Source organism: Catenuloplanes nepalensis (assembly GCF_030811575.1).
Classification (GTDB): Bacteria; Actinomycetota; Actinomycetes; order Mycobacteriales; family Micromonosporaceae; genus Catenuloplanes; species Catenuloplanes nepalensis.
This window is the reverse complement of sequence record NZ_JAUSRA010000001.1, coordinates 7324174-7338801: the sequence shown is the minus strand read 5'-3', so window position 1 is coordinate 7338801 and position 14628 is coordinate 7324174. Positions and strand designations below refer to the sequence as shown.

Sequence of the window (14628 nt, the reverse complement as noted above, 5' to 3'; positions counted from 1 at the left end):
TGGGCCTCGCCGCAGCCCGGCCATTCATGGCGATAGAGGCACTAACGTTACGGGTTCCGGGCGTCCATGGGTTATGGACGTCCGGATCCGTGCGCATAGGTCAGGATTGAGGGCGTGACTATGGAGATCGACTGGGCCGAGCTGCGCGCCGCCGCCGTCGAGGTGATGCAGCGGGCGTACGCGCCCTACTCACGCTTCCCGGTCGGCGCGGCCGCGCTGGTCGACGACGGCCGGGTGATCGTCGGCTGCAACGTGGAGAACGCGGGCTACGGCGTGGCGCTGTGCGCCGAGTGCGGCGTGGTGTCCCAGCTGCACGCCAGCGGCGGTGGCCGGATCGTGGCGCTCTCCTGTGTCGACGCGACCGGTCAGCCGATCATGCCGTGCGGCCGGTGCCGCCAGCTGCTGTGGGAGAACGGCGGGCCGAACTGCCTGATCGAGGCGTACCCGAGCCCGCTGCTGATGGCCGAGCTGATGCCGCACGGCTTCGGCCCGGCCGACCTGGCCGTGGTGACCAGTTCGCCGGCGCCGAGCGTGCCGGTGCGGCTGTCCAAGTGGATCGGCCAGGGCACCGTCTTCATCCACCCGGAGCTGGACGGCGGCAAGCAGGTCTGGACCGGTTACTGGGACCGCTCCAGCGGCGCCGAGGAGTCCGAGCGCGCCGGGATCCTGGAGGAGGGCCCGATCTGGCCGGACACCGAGGAGGGTGTGCGGTGGGGCCGGGCGCGGACGCCACGGGTGGTCGTGGTGGACGCGGAGGGTGCCATGTCGTGGGCGGGCGAGGGCGACCCGCCGGCGGCGTTCAACGAGGGGGTTCCGGCATGAGTTTCGCAGCGGTCGACGTGATCAGGACCAAGAGGGACGGCGGCACGCTGAGTGACGCGCAGATCGACTGGGTGATCGACGCGTACACCCGGGGTGTGGTCGCGGACGAGCAGATGTCCGCGCTGGCCATGGCGATCCTGCTGCGCGGCATGACCGGGCCGGAGATCGCCCGCTGGACCGCCGCGATGATCGCCAGCGGCGAGCGGCTGGACCTGAGCGCGGCCGGCCGGCCCACCGCGGACAAGCACTCCACCGGCGGCGTCGGCGACAAGATCACACTGCCGCTCACACCGCTGGTGGCCGCGTGCGGCGTCGCGGTGCCGCAGCTGTCCGGCCGCGGCCTCGGCCACACCGGCGGCACGCTGGACAAGCTGGAGTCGATCCCGGGCTGGCGGGCCCGGCTCGGCAACGAGGAGTTCCGCACCCAGTTGCGCGACGTGGGCGCGGTGATCTGCGCGGCCGGTGACGGCCTGGCACCGGCCGACCGCAAGCTCTACGCGCTGCGTGACGTGACCGGCACGGTCGAGGCGATCCCGCTGATCGCGAGTTCCATCATGAGCAAGAAGATCGCCGAGGGCACCGGCGCGCTGGTACTGGACGTGAAGGTCGGCTCCGGCGCGTTCATGAAGAACCTGGACGACGCGCGCGAGCTGGCCCGCACCATGGTCGAGCTGGGCGGCGCGCACGGGGTGAACACGGTCGCGGTGCTCACCGACATGGCCACGCCGCTCGGCCTCGCGGTCGGCAACGCGATCGAGGTCGAGGAGTCGGTCGAGGTGCTGGCCGGCGGCGGACCGGCGGACGTGGTCGAGCTGACGCTGGCGCTGGCCCGGGAGATGCTGGCCGCGGCCGGCCGCACCGATGTGGACCCGGCGGACGCGCTGGCCGACGGGCGTGCGATGGACCGCTGGCGGGAGATGATCCGCGCGCAGGGGGGCGACCCGGACGCGCCGCTGCCGGTCGCGCCGGAGACCGAGACGCTGTACGCGGCGGCGAACGGCTACGTGAGCACGATGGACGCGTACGACATCGGGGTGGCCGCGTGGCGGCTCGGCGCCGGCCGCGCGCGCAAGGAGGACGCGGTCAGCGCGGGCGCCGGCATCATGCTGAAGGTCAAGCCGGGCGACGCCGTGAAGCGCGGGCAGCCGCTGCTGGAGCTGCGCGCGGACGCCCCCTCGCGGATCGACGCGGCCCGCGGACTGGCGCACGATGCGATTGTCATCGCGGACCAGCCGGCCGTGCGGACACCGCTCATCATTGAGCGGATCGGACTGCCCATGGTGCGGACGTCGCTGAGCAGCTAAGGTTTCCGGCCGAGGGCATTGGGGTGCTGTGTCGACAGTCCCGGCGTTCTGTGCCGCAGGTGGGGGAGCACCCGCGGTCCCGCTGGGCAGGACGCGATGGGGAAGGATGCTGTGGTCCTAGCCGTTCCCGACCCCCAGGCGGTGCGTGCGGCCAGTCTCGAGGAGCTGCGCCGTCTTCGTCTTCCGGTGCCGCCGGACGGGTTTCCGCTGGTGTGGGAGCCGGGCGACGAGGTGGAGCTGCGGCCCACCGACCAGGTGGAGGCGCGCGCGGCGATCCTGCACGTCGTGCTGGCCCGGTGCTTCGGGATGCCGCCCGACGCCGCGATGAGCTGGCTGCTCGGGTCACACCTGGTGGAGAGCGTCACCGGCCCGGAGTGGCAGTTCGTGATGGGCGGCCGCGGTGACCACCGATCGTTCGTGCTGCACCACGACGCTGTCTTCGCGCTGGCCTGGGTGCTGGGCCTGACCAAGCACCTGGACCCGATGGAGCCGCCGGACGGCCGCCTGATGGGCCTGCTGCCGAACCTCGCGGCCGGTGAGACGTACCGGCAGTGGCGGTCCCGCACGCTGGTCGCGCCGCGCGACGCGGTCGAGGCGGCGGCGCTGCTCGACCTCTACTACTGCCTGGACTACGCGTACCTGGAGGCGGAACGGCTCGGGCTGCCGTCGCCGGGCGCGATAGACGCGAACGCGATCGGCCAGCGCCGGTGGGCGCTGGAGTGGGCGATCGTGTTCCGCGGGCCTTACCACGAGCCGCCGGTCGGCTGGGAGGAGATCGACCTGTCGGTCTGACGGCTGCCAGGATGGATCTGCCGGTCTGACGGCTGCCAGGTGCCGATCCGGACCGCCGCGGTCACGGTGGCGCCGCGGACCGCGTCCGCGTGCGCGTGCCAGGCGCTGGGGCCCATGCCGATCACGGCGGCGACCTCGGCCGCGGTCAGGGTCAGCGGGCGCCGGGCCGTCTCCGTCGCGATCTCGGTGAAGTGGCCGCCCAGGCTGCGGGCGATCTTCTCCGGCTTGTCCGGGTCGACGCGCAGCAGGCCCAGCGTGGCGACCAGCTCGCCGAGGTGGTCCGGCTCCGGCGTGACCACCAGCAGCCGGCCGTCCGGGCGCAGCACCCGCCGGAACTCCGCGCCGTTGCGCGGCGCGAACACGTTCAGCACCAGGCCGGCCGCGCCGTCCGCGAGCGGCAGCCCCTGCCAGGTGTCGGCCAGCGCGGCCGGGACCCGGCGGGCCGCGCGCCGCAGCGCCGGCTTGGAGACGTCCAGCGCCAGACCCGCGGCTCCCGGCAGGCACGCCAGCACGCCGGCCAGGTGCCGGCCGGTCCCGGCGCCCGCGTCCACGATCAGACCCGCGCCGGGGTACGCCGTGCGTGCGGCCCGGGCCAGCGCGTCCACCACGAAGTCGTAGTGCCCGGCGCCGAGGAAGTCCTCCCGGGCCGCGACCATCTCCGCGGTGTCGCCCACGTGCGGGGTCCGGCCCGTGGTGAGGTTGACGTAGCCCTGCCGTGCCACGTCGAAGCTGTGCCCGGCCGGGCAGCGCAGCGCTTGTGCATCCTGGCTGAGCGAGACGGCGGCGCACACGGGGCAGCGGAGCCGGGCGAGCACGGAGGCGTTCAATCCGACCTGTTTTCCTCTCCGGGAGGCACTAATGTCTCTCCATGGTCGCAATCCCGTACGACGAGATCGTAAAAGCACCCAAGGCCCTGCTCCACGACCACCTCGACGGCGGTCTGCGGCCCGCAACGATAGTCGAACTGGCGGACGGCATCGGGCACGCGCTGCCGGAGACCGACCCGGCCGCGCTCGGCGACTGGTTCGTCACCGCGGCGAACTCCGGTTCGCTGGAGCGTTACCTGGAGACGTTCGCGCACACCGTGGCCGTGATGCAGACCGAGGAGGGCCTGCACCGGGTGGCCCGGGAGTGCGCGCTCGACCTCGCGGCCGACGGCGTGGTCTACGCCGAGGTCCGCTACGCGCCGGAGCAGCACCTGGAGCGTGGGCTGCGCCTGGACGCCGTGGTGGAGGCCGTGCTGGCCGGGTTCCGGGACGGCGCGGCGGAGGCGGCCGCGGCCGGCCGGACGATCCGGGTCGGCACGCTGGTCACCGCGATGCGGCACGCGGCACGCTCGCAGGAGATCGCGGAGCTGGCGGTCCGGCACCGGGACGCGGGCGTGGTCGGCTTCGACATCGCGGGCGCGGAGGCCGGCTTCCCGCCCACCCGCCACCTGGACGCCTTCGAGTACCTGCAGCGGGAGAACTTCCACTTCACCATCCACGCGGGCGAGGCGTTCGGGCTGCCGTCGATCTGGCAGGCGATCCAGTGGTGCGGCGCGGACCGGCTGGGTCACGGCGTGCGGATCGTCGACGACATCACCGGCGGGACCGCGCCGGTGCTGGGCCGCCTCGCGTCGTACGTGCGGGACAAGCGCATTCCGCTGGAGTTGTGCCCGTCGTCGAACGTGCAGACCGGCGCCGCGCCGTCGATCGCGGAACACCCGATCGGGCTGCTGCGCGATCTTCGTTTCCGGGTGACGGTCAATACGGACAACCGGCTGATGAGCGGGACGTCCATGTCGCGCGAGATGGCGTTGCTCTCCGAGGCGTTCGGCTACGGATGGGCGGAGATGCAGTGGTTCACCATTAATGCCATGAAGAGCGCGTTCGTCCCGTTCGACGAGCGCCTCTCGATCATCAACGAAGTGATCAAGCCGGCCTACTCAAAGTTGATCTCCGAGCAGCCGCTGTAAAAGATCGGTTACGACTTGCTTTGCGGTTCCTTAGAGGCCCCGCACCGTCAGTTGACCGCGGGCTCGCCGTGCGTCCCGGCCGCGTCCGGGACGTCGGCCATCGCCCGCACCTCGCGCACGATCCGCCCGGCGCCCGCGGCCCGGCAGCCGAGCGCCACCTGACGGCGCAGCACGACCGGCTCGGCGCGCAGCAGCTGCAGCCCGCGCCGGACCAGGAGGGCGGGAGGTTTCCGCCGTTCGGTCAGATCCCGCCCCAGCCGGCGGGCGAAGGTGACGGTCCGCGATCGGCGAAGTGCGTATGCCTCGGCCAGTAGCCCTCGGTCCCGCAACTCGCGTACGATCTCGGCGGCAAATATCCCCTCGGCGATAAAAATTGGCGAACCGGCCAGGTCGAACAGCCGAGTGGCTATCCGCTGATCTACCCCAATTGCGTAAACCGGCACTTCGGCCCGGCCGGTCTCGGCCAGGCGGGCGATCGTCTCGACCGCCATGGCAGAATCCCAGGCTTGAGGCGACTCCCAATCCGTCCCTTCGGCCGTTCGGGGTAGCGTCGGGTCATCGCCATCCTTGTAAAAGTCGTCAAGGCAAAGCACGGGAAATCCGGCTCGCCGGGCTATGTAGGACTTGCCGGACCCCGAGGGGCCGGCCAGCAGAACGACGCGGGCAGGAGAATTGGTCACTATGGGTAGCTCCGGGAAGACACGTTGCAGTCAAACGTCATGAACATCCCACCACACTCCCAGTCCGACCCAACCTGGGCTTTCTCTTTGACACTCGTCGTGATGGAATCTCGAAGGTTCGGCCCACCCGGGTCGAACTATGTTCGGCGGCCACCCACTCGGGGTGGCGCGGATGCTGAGGGGCGGTGACGTGAGCGAGCAGCCAAGGAAGAGGGCGGCGAAAGCCGTCTCTTCACGTCTCCGTTGGCCTGGCAGCCGACTCCGCGACCTGCCGATCTGGTCCAAGCTCGGACTGATCATGATCGTGCCGACGATGGCGACGATCGTCGTGGGTACAAGCGGTCTGATCGACCACATCGAAGAGGCGCGGGACGCCGACCAGGCGCGCACGATCGCTCAGCTGGAGCAGTACTCCGGCGAGCTGATCGACAGCCTGCAGAACGAGCGGGCCGCGGCCGCCCGGTTCCTGAGCACGCCGAACGCGCAGCGAGACGCCAAGGCCGGGCTGCTGGAGGCGTTCAACCAGACGCACGCCGTCGTGGACGCCGCGAAGAAGCCCTACTCGCAGCAGCGCACGCTGCTCACCGACCTGCCGGACAGCAACTTCGAGACGCTGCTCGACACGGCCGACGCGAGCCTGGAGGAGCTGCCCGCGACGCGCAGTCAGGTCAGCAACAACTCGCTGCAGTTGTCGTTCGCCAAGCAGAGCTACGACGGCATCATCAACGGCCTCCTGCAGATCCGTAACTCCTCGTCCCAGCTCGCCGGCGACCCCGGCCTGAGCGACCGGATGCGGGCCAGCGCCGCGCTGGCCCAGGAGAAGGAATACCTGTCGACCCAGCGCGTCATCGTGCACAGCGCGTTTGCCCAGGGCGAGATCACCCCAAACCTCCGCAAGGACTACATCGCGACCCTCACCGGTCAGAACCAGGCAGCCGCCGCGTTCGAGACCGTCGCCGGCCGCGAGGACCGGGACTACAAGCGACAGGTGATCGCCGGCCCGGACGAGCGCGAGGCGAAGTCCAACGCCGGTAAGATCGAGGCGAACCAGGACGGCGACATCAACTCGCTCGGCTTCTCCGCGGAGGAGTGGGACGAGGGGATGGCCGGTAAGAACAACCTGTTCCGCACGGTGGAGAAGCGACTGGACGAGGAGACCGTCAACCAGGCGACGACGCTGCGCAACGATGTGCAGCGGCGTGTTCTGGTGGAGACCGGCGTGCTGCTCGGCATGCTGCTCCTCGCGATCCTCTTCGCCTGGCTCGTGGCCCGGTCGATGGCCCGCTCGCTTCGCGAGCTGCGGCACGGCGCGCTCTCCGTCGCACAGTACGGCCTGCCCCAGGCGGTCGCCCGGCTCCGCGATCCCGCGATCTCCGCGCAGCTGTCCCCGGTGCAGGTGGCGAACCAGATCGCCGAGCCGCTGCCGGTCCGCAGCCGGGACGAGTTCGGCCAGGTGACCGAGGCGTTCAACGCGGTCCACCTGGAGGCCGTGCGCACCGCGGCCGAGCAGGCCGTGCTCCGTGCCTCCGTCTCGACCATGTTCGTCAACCTCGCCCGCCGTTCGCAGATCCTGGTCGACCGGCTCATCGGTCACCTGGACCGGCTGGAGCGCGGCGAGGAGGACCCGGACCGGCTGGCCGAGCTCTTCCAGCTCGACCACCTGGCCACCCGAATGCGCCGCAACGACGAGAACCTCCTGGTCCTCGCGGGTGCGGACTCCACCCGCGTGCAGCGCGAGCCGGCCGCCCTGATCGACGTGCTGCGCGCCGCGCAGTCCGAGGTCGAGCACTACACCCGGATCGACTTCGGCAACATCGACAAGGACATCGAGATCTCGGCGCACGCCGTCAACGACCTCGTGCACCTCGTCGCCGAGCTGTTCGACAACGCGACCGCGTTCTCGCCGCCGGACTCGCAGGTCATCGTCGAGGCCCGGATCAACGGCGACCGCGCCACGCTCTCCGTCGAGGACCGTGGCATCGGCATCGCGCCGGACCAGATGCGTGACCTCAACGAGCGGCTGCAGCGTCCACCGACCGTGGACGTCACGGTCTCCCGGATGATGGGCCTGGTCGTGGTCGCCCGCCTGGCGGCCCGCCACGGCGTCCGGGTCGAGCTGCGCTCCGCCAAGGAGCGCGGCACCGTCGCCGACGTCGTGCTGCCCGCGGGTGTGCTGGCGTCGCACGCGGTCGCCGGCCCCGGCCGGACCCCGGCCGCGGTGGGCGGCGCCCGCCCGGAGTCGCCGGCGTTCGGCGGCGGCCAGGGTGGCTTCGGCTCTCCGCTGGCGCTGGAGGGCGGCTCCGGCCGCCCGCCGTCGCAGCGCGAGTCCGCGCCGTCGCTCGGTGGCTTCGCGAGCGAGCCGCTCCCGTCCTTCGGCGGGTTCGGCAACGACCCGGCGCCCACCTCGGGCGGACCGACCCGGTCCATGCCGGCCTGGTCCGACCTGACCGGCGCCGCGCCGGGTGGCGGGACCAACGGGTCGAACGGCGCCCCGACGAACGGCAACAACGGGTTCGGCAGCTTCAACGGCTTCGGCGGCGGCCCCGGTGGCGGCCCGGTCGGCGGTGGCCCGCGCAACGGTCGTGCGACCGACGCGTTCGGCACCAACGGCAACCGCGGGGAGGGCCTGCCGCAGCGTCCGCGTCAGGACGGCCCGATGCCGATGGACGACTTCGCCGGACCGGCGTCGCCGACCATCCCGCGGCAGAAGCCGGCCATGCCGGAGCAGCAGCGCGGCCCCGTGCCGCCGCTCTCGGTCCCGCCGGTCGCGTCCGCCCCGCCGGCCATCGGCCCGGCGTCGGCGCCCTCGGCTCCGCCCGTGTGGCCGCCGATCGCACCGGCCGAGAACCCGGCGCCGGCGGTGCCGGAGAAGCTCGCCTCGTCGCTGGACCTGACCGCCGAGATCCCGCGGTACCGTCCGGAGAACGGCGCACCCACGGTGCCGCCGGTCGCCGCGGTCCCGTCGTCGGCACAGCCGATCCCGTCCCCGGTGGTTCCGGCCACGCCCGCTCCGCCGGCCCCGCAGGCCGCGCCGAAGCAGCCGGTGGTGGACGAGACCATGGAGCTGCCGATCTTCCGGGAGCTGGAGTCGGCCTGGTTCCGCACGCAGAAGGAGTCCGGCAAGCCGGCCACCGGCCCGACCGGTGCGGCGGCCACGCCGAGCCCGGCAGCGGCCGCGAGCGCCCCGACCCAGCAGTACGGGACGATCGAGGCGAAGAAGCGTAGTCTTCCCACGCCGGGCGGCCCCGCGCGCGCACCGGAACCGGTCACCGCCGGTGCCGGAGCGCCGGTCAGCGCCGGTGACGCCACGTCGCAGCGGATCTCCACCGAGCCTTCCGGGTGGCGGACCGCGGCCGACGAGGGCTGGCGGACGGCGGCCTCGGTCGCCGCGGCCGCCGGCGAGACGGCGTCTGATACCACCCAGGCGGGCCTGCCGAAGCGCAAGCCGATGGCACAGCTCGTTCCTGGTGGAATCGAGAAGGCAACACCGGCCGTCAACAAGCGGTCGCCCGAGGGGGTGCGCGGGCTGCTGTCCGCCTACCACCGGGGCGTCCAGCGCGGGCGGACGGGTCCTTCGGACAACCCGACCGGTTCAGAGGGAACATTGGACGGGCAGCAATCCTCGCAGGCTGGCAAGGAGCATGAGGGATGACAACAACGCAGGACCTCGGTTGGTTGCTGGCGAATTTCGCCGACCGCGTTCCGGGTGTCGCGCATGCGGTCGCCGTATCCGCCGATGGTCTGCTTCTCGCCGGGTCTCGTGACCTTCCGCGGGACCGGGCTGACCAGCTGGCGGCGATCGCCTCCGGTCTGGTGAGCCTGACGCAGGGCGCGGCCCGCTGCTTCGAGGGCGGTGCGGTGCTCCAGACGGTCGTGGAGATGGACAACGGGTTCCTCTTCCTGATGTCGATCTCCGATGGCTCGTCCTTCGCCGTGCTAGCCGCACGGAGCTGCGACGTCGGCCAGGTCGGTTACGAGATGGCCCTGCTGGTGGACCGGGTGGGCGACGCCCTGACCCCGGCTCCGCGGACCGCGGCAGGGATGGTTGGCTGAACAAGCCAGGGCGATGGCCGGCGTGAGCCGGCCGGAGCACTATACGAATGCGACGACGGGTTTTGCGATCTTGAAACCGCTAGCTAGGAAACAGAGGGGGTGAACGGCGACGATGGCCGAACGCGAAGAGCCGACCGGCGCGCTGGTCAGGCCGTACGCCGTTACCCGAGGCCGGACCCGGCCACGGTTGGAGATCGCACTCGAAGCGCTGATTGAGACGACGGTGCGGGGCCGGTCCTCCGGTTCCAACAACGGCGGACACGGTCGAGAGCATCAATACATAGCCGCGCTGTGTGACGGCCGGCTGCAGTCACTCGCGGAGATCGCCGCGCGGATGTCACTTCCGCTCGGGGTCGCTCGGGTCCTCATCGCCGACATGGCCGCAGACGGCCTGGTCGCGGTGTACGAGCCGACGTCCCTCGAGGAATCAGACGACGCGGTGGGCACGGAATTGCTGGAGAGGGTGCTGAGTGGACTTCGCAGGCTCTGACACGGCGCACCGCCCTATGGCCGGGCGCGTGACATCGGCGAAGATTGTCATCGCCGGTGGGTTCGGCGTCGGAAAGACGACGCTGGTCGGCTCGGTCTCGGAAATCACTCCGCTGACCACCGAGGCCATCATGACGTCGGCGGGCGTGGGCGTGGACGACACCCGGCAGGTGCCGGGCAAGACCACCACCACGGTCGCCATGGACTTCGGTCGAATCACGATCGATCGTGACCTGATCCTGTACCTGTTCGGTACGCCGGGTCAGACGCGCTTCTGGTTCATGTGGGATGAACTGGTGCGCGGCGCGATCGGTGCGGTGGTGCTGGTGGACACCCGCCGGCTCGCGGACTGCTTCGCGGCGATCGACTTCTTCGAGCACCGGCGGCTGCCGTACCTGGTGGCCATCAACTGCTTCGACGGGATGCAGTACCACAACGCCCAGGATGTGCGGGACGCCCTCGCCATCTCAAGCGAGATCCCCGTCGTGAGCTGCGACGCGCGTAACCGCGAGTCGACCAAGCACGTGCTGATCTCCCTCGTGGAGTACGTGCTGTCGATGCGCCGTTCGCGCGCGGTCGCGCCGGCCTGACCACCGGGTCCAACGGCGAAAGACCCATCAGGGGTACGGGATTGTCCCGTACCCCTGCGGGTTTTCCGCTTCTCGGTCTGTCTAGGGCTGCCACGGTCTGTCTAGGGCTGCCTCGGGCACGAGAAAACGCCCCGCCGGACGGCGGGGCGTTCCTTCGTGTCTCAGGACGTGCGGACCCAGCTGTTCAGGTTGACGTTGAAGACGCCGAGTGAGTCCGCCTCCATGCCGCCGTGCCGGATCGTGGTCAGCGCGTAGGCGCCGGCCATGCCCTCCAGCGACGACCGCTCCAGGTAGGCGCGCAGCCGGCCGCGGTCGACGCTCTTCGCCTGGAACGCGGCCTGGATCAGCAGGCTGATGCCGTCCCCGGCGTACGGCGCGAAACCCTTGAACGAGCCGTACTGCGACACGTACCGCTGGATCAGGTCACGCCGGCGCTGACCCTCCGGGCCGGTCTCGGTCAGCGAGGAGGCGCCGAGCGAGCCCGGGCTGATCGCGTACGAGCCCTCGACCGCGTCCGCGTTCTCCTCGGAGAGCGTCTCCTCGGTGACCGCCTCGGGCGTGAAGAAGAAGCGACCCGTGTAGCCGGCCGCACGAAGCGCACGAGCGGCTTTTCCGGCGTCGGGCGACATCGCCCATATGACGATGGCTCCGGGCCGCCCCAGGACCGCCTCAGCGGCCGCGGCGGCGAAGTCCTGATCACCGGCCGGGAGCCGGACCGTGCTGCCGAGCGTGATGTCCCGGCTGGTGAGCGCGGAGCCCATGTGCCGCACGCCCGCGTCGCCGTGCCGGCCGGTGCCGGACAGGATCGACGCCTTCGCGATCTCCTGCCGGCTGATCTCCTGCGCCAGCGCCTGCGCCACGTCCCGGGCGTCCGGCGTCACCTTGAACGTGTAGGTGCGCTCGGACAGCGGGGTCAGGATGTCGTCCGCGGACGCGAGCGACAGGAACGGCACCTGCAGCTCCTGCGCCACGTCGGAGATCGCGGTGGAGGTCTCCGGCACGGTGCCGCCGATGAACGCGTTCACGCCGTCCCGGTCGGCCAGCTGCTGCGCGAGCTCGGTGGCCTTCTTCGGGTCGCCGCCGCTGTCCACGATCTTCAGCTGGAGCGTGCGGCGTTGCGCACCGACCTGGAAGCCCTCCGCGTTGACCTGCACCTGGAACAGCTCCATCGCGCGGGCCTGCAACTCGCCCATGGCGGTGCCGGTCCCGGTGCGTTCCAGGATGCCGCCGACGACGAGGTCGGTGCTGGAAGCCGTCCTGGGGCCGGTGGACTCGTCGTCGTCGGTGCCGCAGGCGGCCACGGTGAGGACGGACGCGGTCGCCACGAGTAGGCCCCGCCGCGTGATGGTGGGCACGCCAACGGTGCGGTTGAGCATGGTTCCAAGCCTTTCGCCACGGGGTGGCGACAAGGGATGTGGAGCCGCCACGCCCCCAGCAGAATCGTGCTTGCAATCACGCCCTGTAGTCAATAGCCCGACATGTGGGCAATGACACCGAGGTCAGAGGGCAGATGTATGGAACTACTCAAAGTGACATTATGAGTGATATGTCGCCGAGCGGAACTCATACTCGTCGTCGTCGGTGTCGTCCGCGCGACCGCCCTGGTCCCGGGTGAAGTCCCAGCCGCCCGCCGACTCGCGGCCCGGACGCCCGCCGACCGCGAACCCGCCGATCTCCTGCCCGCGACGCCAGCCGCGGAAGTATCCGGTGGTGTTCGCCGCCAGCGACTGGGCGTCGCGGACGATGCGCAGCTGACGGTCCTCGCGGACCGCGGAGCCGGGCACCAGGTTGGCCTGTGGAACGCGCTTGGGCAGGCCGGCGTTGGTCTCGGCGCCCACGGCCGGGCGGGCCGCCTGCTCGGCGGCCTGCCAGGCGGAGTCCATCCGCCCCCAGTTCTGCTCCTCCTCGGCCTCGACCGGGGGATCCTCGTTGCTGTGGCCGGTGAACCATGCGGACGCGGTGGCCGAGAAGATCAGCAGGTCCCCGTCGCCCTCGTCGACCGGCAGCGGCGTCGAGCTGTCCAGCGCGTCCGCGCCGGCCGAACGCCGGGCCGGATCGACCAGGCGCAACGGCGGCGCATAACCCGCGTCGCCGTTCAGCCCCATCTCGTCGCGCCGGGCGTTGACCGGCTCCACCAGGCGCAGCACCGGCGGCTCCGGCGGCAGGTCGTCGGACTGCCACGGCGGGCGGACGCGCAGCGTCTCCGCCATCGTCGGCGCCTCCGGCCCGGCCGGGCCGCGCAGCTGCGGCTGCTCGCCGGTGTGCGCGCGCTCGTCCACGCCGTCCTGGGCCGTCGGCCACGCCGCCCGGGAGCCGGGCTCCGGCGCCTGCGGCGTGGTCCGGGACGGCGGCATGCCGCCGAGCCTTATGTCGGTCAGGCCACCACCGGCCGGCGGCGGCGTGTTGATGCCGTTGGCCACGGGCAGCTCGGGCTCGCGCGAGGTCAGCTCCGCCAACCGCTGCCGGTGCTCGGCGCGGCTGTTGTTGATCGCGGCCGTGGTCAGCGGCGCGCGGAACGGCTCGCCGGAGTCGGCCGGGCTCGGCGTGCGCGCCGGAGGCTTCGGCCCGGGACGGACACCGGGCTGTATCGGCGTGAGCCCGGGCGGCGGGGGCGGCGGCGCGGAGACCGGGCGGTTGGCCAGGCTGTCCGGCCGGCGGCCGGCCGGGCTGACCGGCGCCTGCTCGATGGCCTCGCGTGCGGCCCGGCGGCCCGCGGTCGGGTCGACGCGCCGGAACGCGCCGGTCGTCGAGTCCAGCTGGATCGAGGACGTGTCGGGACGGCTCAGCGGGCTGAGCGAGGTGTCCGGGCCGTTCATGTCGCTGGACGCGGCGACCGCGAACGGCGGCGGGCCGGTCGGCACCGGCTGACCCTCCGAGGCCTGGATGCGGGCCCGGCGGCTGCCCATGGCGGCCGCGGCGCCGCCGCCGCGCACCGGGTGGATCGGCGGCGCGGTCGGTGCGGCCGGGGCCGGCTCGACCGGCGCGCCGATCAGGCGGCGGTCCGCGGCCGGCTGCGGCGCGACGATCCGGGAGGCGAGCGTGGCGACCAGCGTCTCGCAGGCGGCGTCGCAGGCCCGGACGGCCGCGACGGCCTGCCGGACGGTCTCCGCGACGGTGGGGGCGAGCGCGCGGTTGACGCCGCGGCGGGTGGCCTCGTTCACCGAGGCCTGCAGCGCGGTGATCGCGGCGTGCACGCGCTCGGCGGGGGCGACGCCGTCCGAGACGATCTGGGAGGCGATCGCCTCGGTGGCGACGGTGATCTCACGATCCCGGCCGGGCGCGCCGCCGCCGAGCCGGCTCGGCTCGGGGACGGCCGCGAGCACGGCCAGGACCAGCGGATCGGCGGGGTCCGGGTAGGCCCGGAGAGCCGCGGGGTAGAGCTCGCGCAGCACCTCGCGCAGCGCCACCGCGGCGGCGTGCCGGCCGGTGGAGAGCGCGGCGTGGGCGTTGAGGACCGGCTGGTAGCCGACGAGACCGGCGGGCGGCGCCACGTTTATCGCGGTCAGCGCGCCGGCCTGTAACGCCCGGGCGAGCCCGACCGCACGACGCGCCCCGGGGGAGGACGGGGCCTCGTCGCCGGCGAACCGCCCGGCGAAGTCGTCGGCGTCGTCGTCGTCCGCCACGGCCAGCGGGCGTCCCGCGGCCGTGAGCAGCGAGGTGACCAGCAGATCGTCGCTGTCCGCGGCGACCGACACGCTGGGAGAACCGCTGGAGCGCTCCGCGAGCAGCGAGCTGAGCCGGGCGAACCCGGCCGCGTCGTCGCTTATCTCGAAGACGTGCAGCTGCCGGCCGGCGTCGTCGACCACGGCCACCATGAGGGACTGACCCTCGGTGGCCCGCCGCGCGGACGCATCCGCCGACGCCAGACCGCAGTACACCCGCACGAGCGCCACGGCGTCGTCCTCCTCCCAGGACACATGTCGCGTGCCGAAGACTGATGC

12 protein-coding genes are annotated in these 14628 nt (G+C 72.1%); 8 read left to right on the top strand and 4 right to left on the bottom strand.

Annotated features, from left to right (window positions below):
• Positions 1-120: 120 nt before the first annotated feature.
• From J2S43_RS31585 to J2S43_RS31575, 3 genes are all read left to right on the top strand, one after another.
• A complete protein-coding gene (locus J2S43_RS31585; protein WP_306839571.1) occupies positions 121-822 on the top strand; it encodes a cytidine deaminase in 702 nt (233 codons plus the stop codon).
• On the top strand, positions 819-2126 hold the full coding sequence (locus J2S43_RS31580; protein WP_306835248.1) for a thymidine phosphorylase: 1308 nt from the start codon (positions 819-821) through the stop codon (positions 2124-2126). The genes J2S43_RS31585 and J2S43_RS31580 overlap by 4 nt, the downstream gene beginning before the upstream one ends.
• Positions 2127-2222: 96 nt before the next feature.
• A complete protein-coding gene (locus tag J2S43_RS31575; protein ID WP_306835247.1) occupies positions 2223-2918 on the top strand; it encodes a DUF4272 domain-containing protein in 696 nt (231 codons plus the stop codon).
• Here J2S43_RS31575 and J2S43_RS31570 read toward each other — a convergent pair.
• Entirely contained in the window at positions 2870-3745 is an 876-nt protein-coding gene (locus J2S43_RS31570) for a putative RNA methyltransferase (protein ID WP_306835246.1), read from the bottom strand. The two genes, J2S43_RS31575 and J2S43_RS31570, sit on opposite strands and share 49 nt — an antisense overlap.
• A gap of 41 nt (positions 3746-3786) precedes the next feature.
• Here J2S43_RS31570 and J2S43_RS31565 point away from each other — a divergent pair, with 41 nt between their 5' ends.
• Positions 3787-4875, top strand: coding sequence for an adenosine deaminase (locus J2S43_RS31565; RefSeq protein WP_306835244.1), 1089 nt, complete (start codon positions 3787-3789; stop codon positions 4873-4875).
• A 47-nt stretch (positions 4876-4922) separates the two neighbouring features.
• Here the strand turns inward: J2S43_RS31565 and J2S43_RS31560 are convergent, their stop codons facing one another.
• Complete coding sequence (locus tag J2S43_RS31560; protein ID WP_306835243.1) at positions 4923-5555, bottom strand: uridine kinase family protein; 633 nt, start codon at positions 5553-5555, stop codon at positions 4923-4925.
• Between the two features lie 172 nt (positions 5556-5727).
• Here J2S43_RS31560 and J2S43_RS31555 point away from each other — a divergent pair, with 172 nt between their 5' ends.
• The 4 genes from J2S43_RS31555 (at position 5728) to J2S43_RS31540 (ending at position 10687) form a co-directional block, all read left to right on the top strand.
• Positions 5728-9207 carry a sensor histidine kinase gene (locus J2S43_RS31555; protein ID WP_370881679.1) on the top strand — a complete coding sequence of 1160 codons (3480 nt, stop codon included), beginning with the start codon at positions 5728-5730 and terminating at the stop codon, positions 9205-9207.
• Positions 9204-9608: a roadblock/LC7 domain-containing protein gene (locus tag J2S43_RS31550; protein WP_033343732.1), complete on the top strand. Its 405-nt coding sequence runs from the start codon at positions 9204-9206 to the stop codon at positions 9606-9608. The genes J2S43_RS31555 and J2S43_RS31550 overlap by 4 nt, the downstream gene beginning before the upstream one ends.
• A 112-nt stretch (positions 9609-9720) precedes the next feature.
• On the top strand, positions 9721-10098 hold the full coding sequence (locus J2S43_RS31545; RefSeq protein WP_306835241.1) for a DUF742 domain-containing protein: 378 nt from the start codon (positions 9721-9723) through the stop codon (positions 10096-10098).
• A gap of 16 nt (positions 10099-10114) precedes the next feature.
• Complete coding sequence (locus J2S43_RS31540; RefSeq protein WP_306839569.1) at positions 10115-10687, top strand: GTP-binding protein; 573 nt, start codon at positions 10115-10117, stop codon at positions 10685-10687.
• A gap of 161 nt (positions 10688-10848) precedes the next feature.
• On the opposite strand, the gene J2S43_RS31535 is transcribed toward J2S43_RS31540, so the two are convergent.
• Together J2S43_RS31535 and J2S43_RS31530 are read right to left on the bottom strand one after the other, a co-directional pair.
• Entirely contained in the window at positions 10849-12042 is a 1194-nt protein-coding gene (locus tag J2S43_RS31535; protein ID WP_306835240.1) for an ABC transporter substrate-binding protein, read from the bottom strand.
• Between the two features lie 180 nt (positions 12043-12222).
• Positions 12223-14604, bottom strand: a complete 2382-nt coding sequence (locus J2S43_RS31530; protein WP_306835239.1) for a transposase — start codon at positions 14602-14604, stop codon at positions 12223-12225.
• Between the last annotated feature and the right edge of the window lie 24 nt (positions 14605-14628).

Excerpts from the sequence above, each read along its gene's own strand:
- J2S43_RS31585 (WP_306839571.1), top strand. The coding sequence starts at position 121 with ATGGAGATCGACTGGGCCGAGCTGCGCGCCGCCGCCGTCGAGGTGATG.
- J2S43_RS31580 (WP_306835248.1), top strand. The coding sequence starts at position 819 with ATGAGTTTCGCAGCGGTCGACGTGATCAGGACCAAGAGGGACGGCGGC.
- J2S43_RS31575 (WP_306835247.1), top strand. The coding sequence starts at position 2,223 with ATGGGGAAGGATGCTGTGGTCCTAGCCGTTCCCGACCCCCAGGCGGTG.
- J2S43_RS31565 (WP_306835244.1), top strand. The coding sequence starts at position 3,787 with ATGGTCGCAATCCCGTACGACGAGATCGTAAAAGCACCCAAGGCCCTG.
- J2S43_RS31555 (WP_370881679.1), top strand. The coding sequence starts at position 5,728 with ATGCTGAGGGGCGGTGACGTGAGCGAGCAGCCAAGGAAGAGGGCGGCG.
- J2S43_RS31550 (WP_033343732.1), top strand. The coding sequence starts at position 9,204 with ATGACAACAACGCAGGACCTCGGTTGGTTGCTGGCGAATTTCGCCGAC.
- J2S43_RS31545 (WP_306835241.1), top strand. The coding sequence starts at position 9,721 with ATGGCCGAACGCGAAGAGCCGACCGGCGCGCTGGTCAGGCCGTACGCC.
- J2S43_RS31540 (WP_306839569.1), top strand. The coding sequence starts at position 10,115 with ATGGCCGGGCGCGTGACATCGGCGAAGATTGTCATCGCCGGTGGGTTC.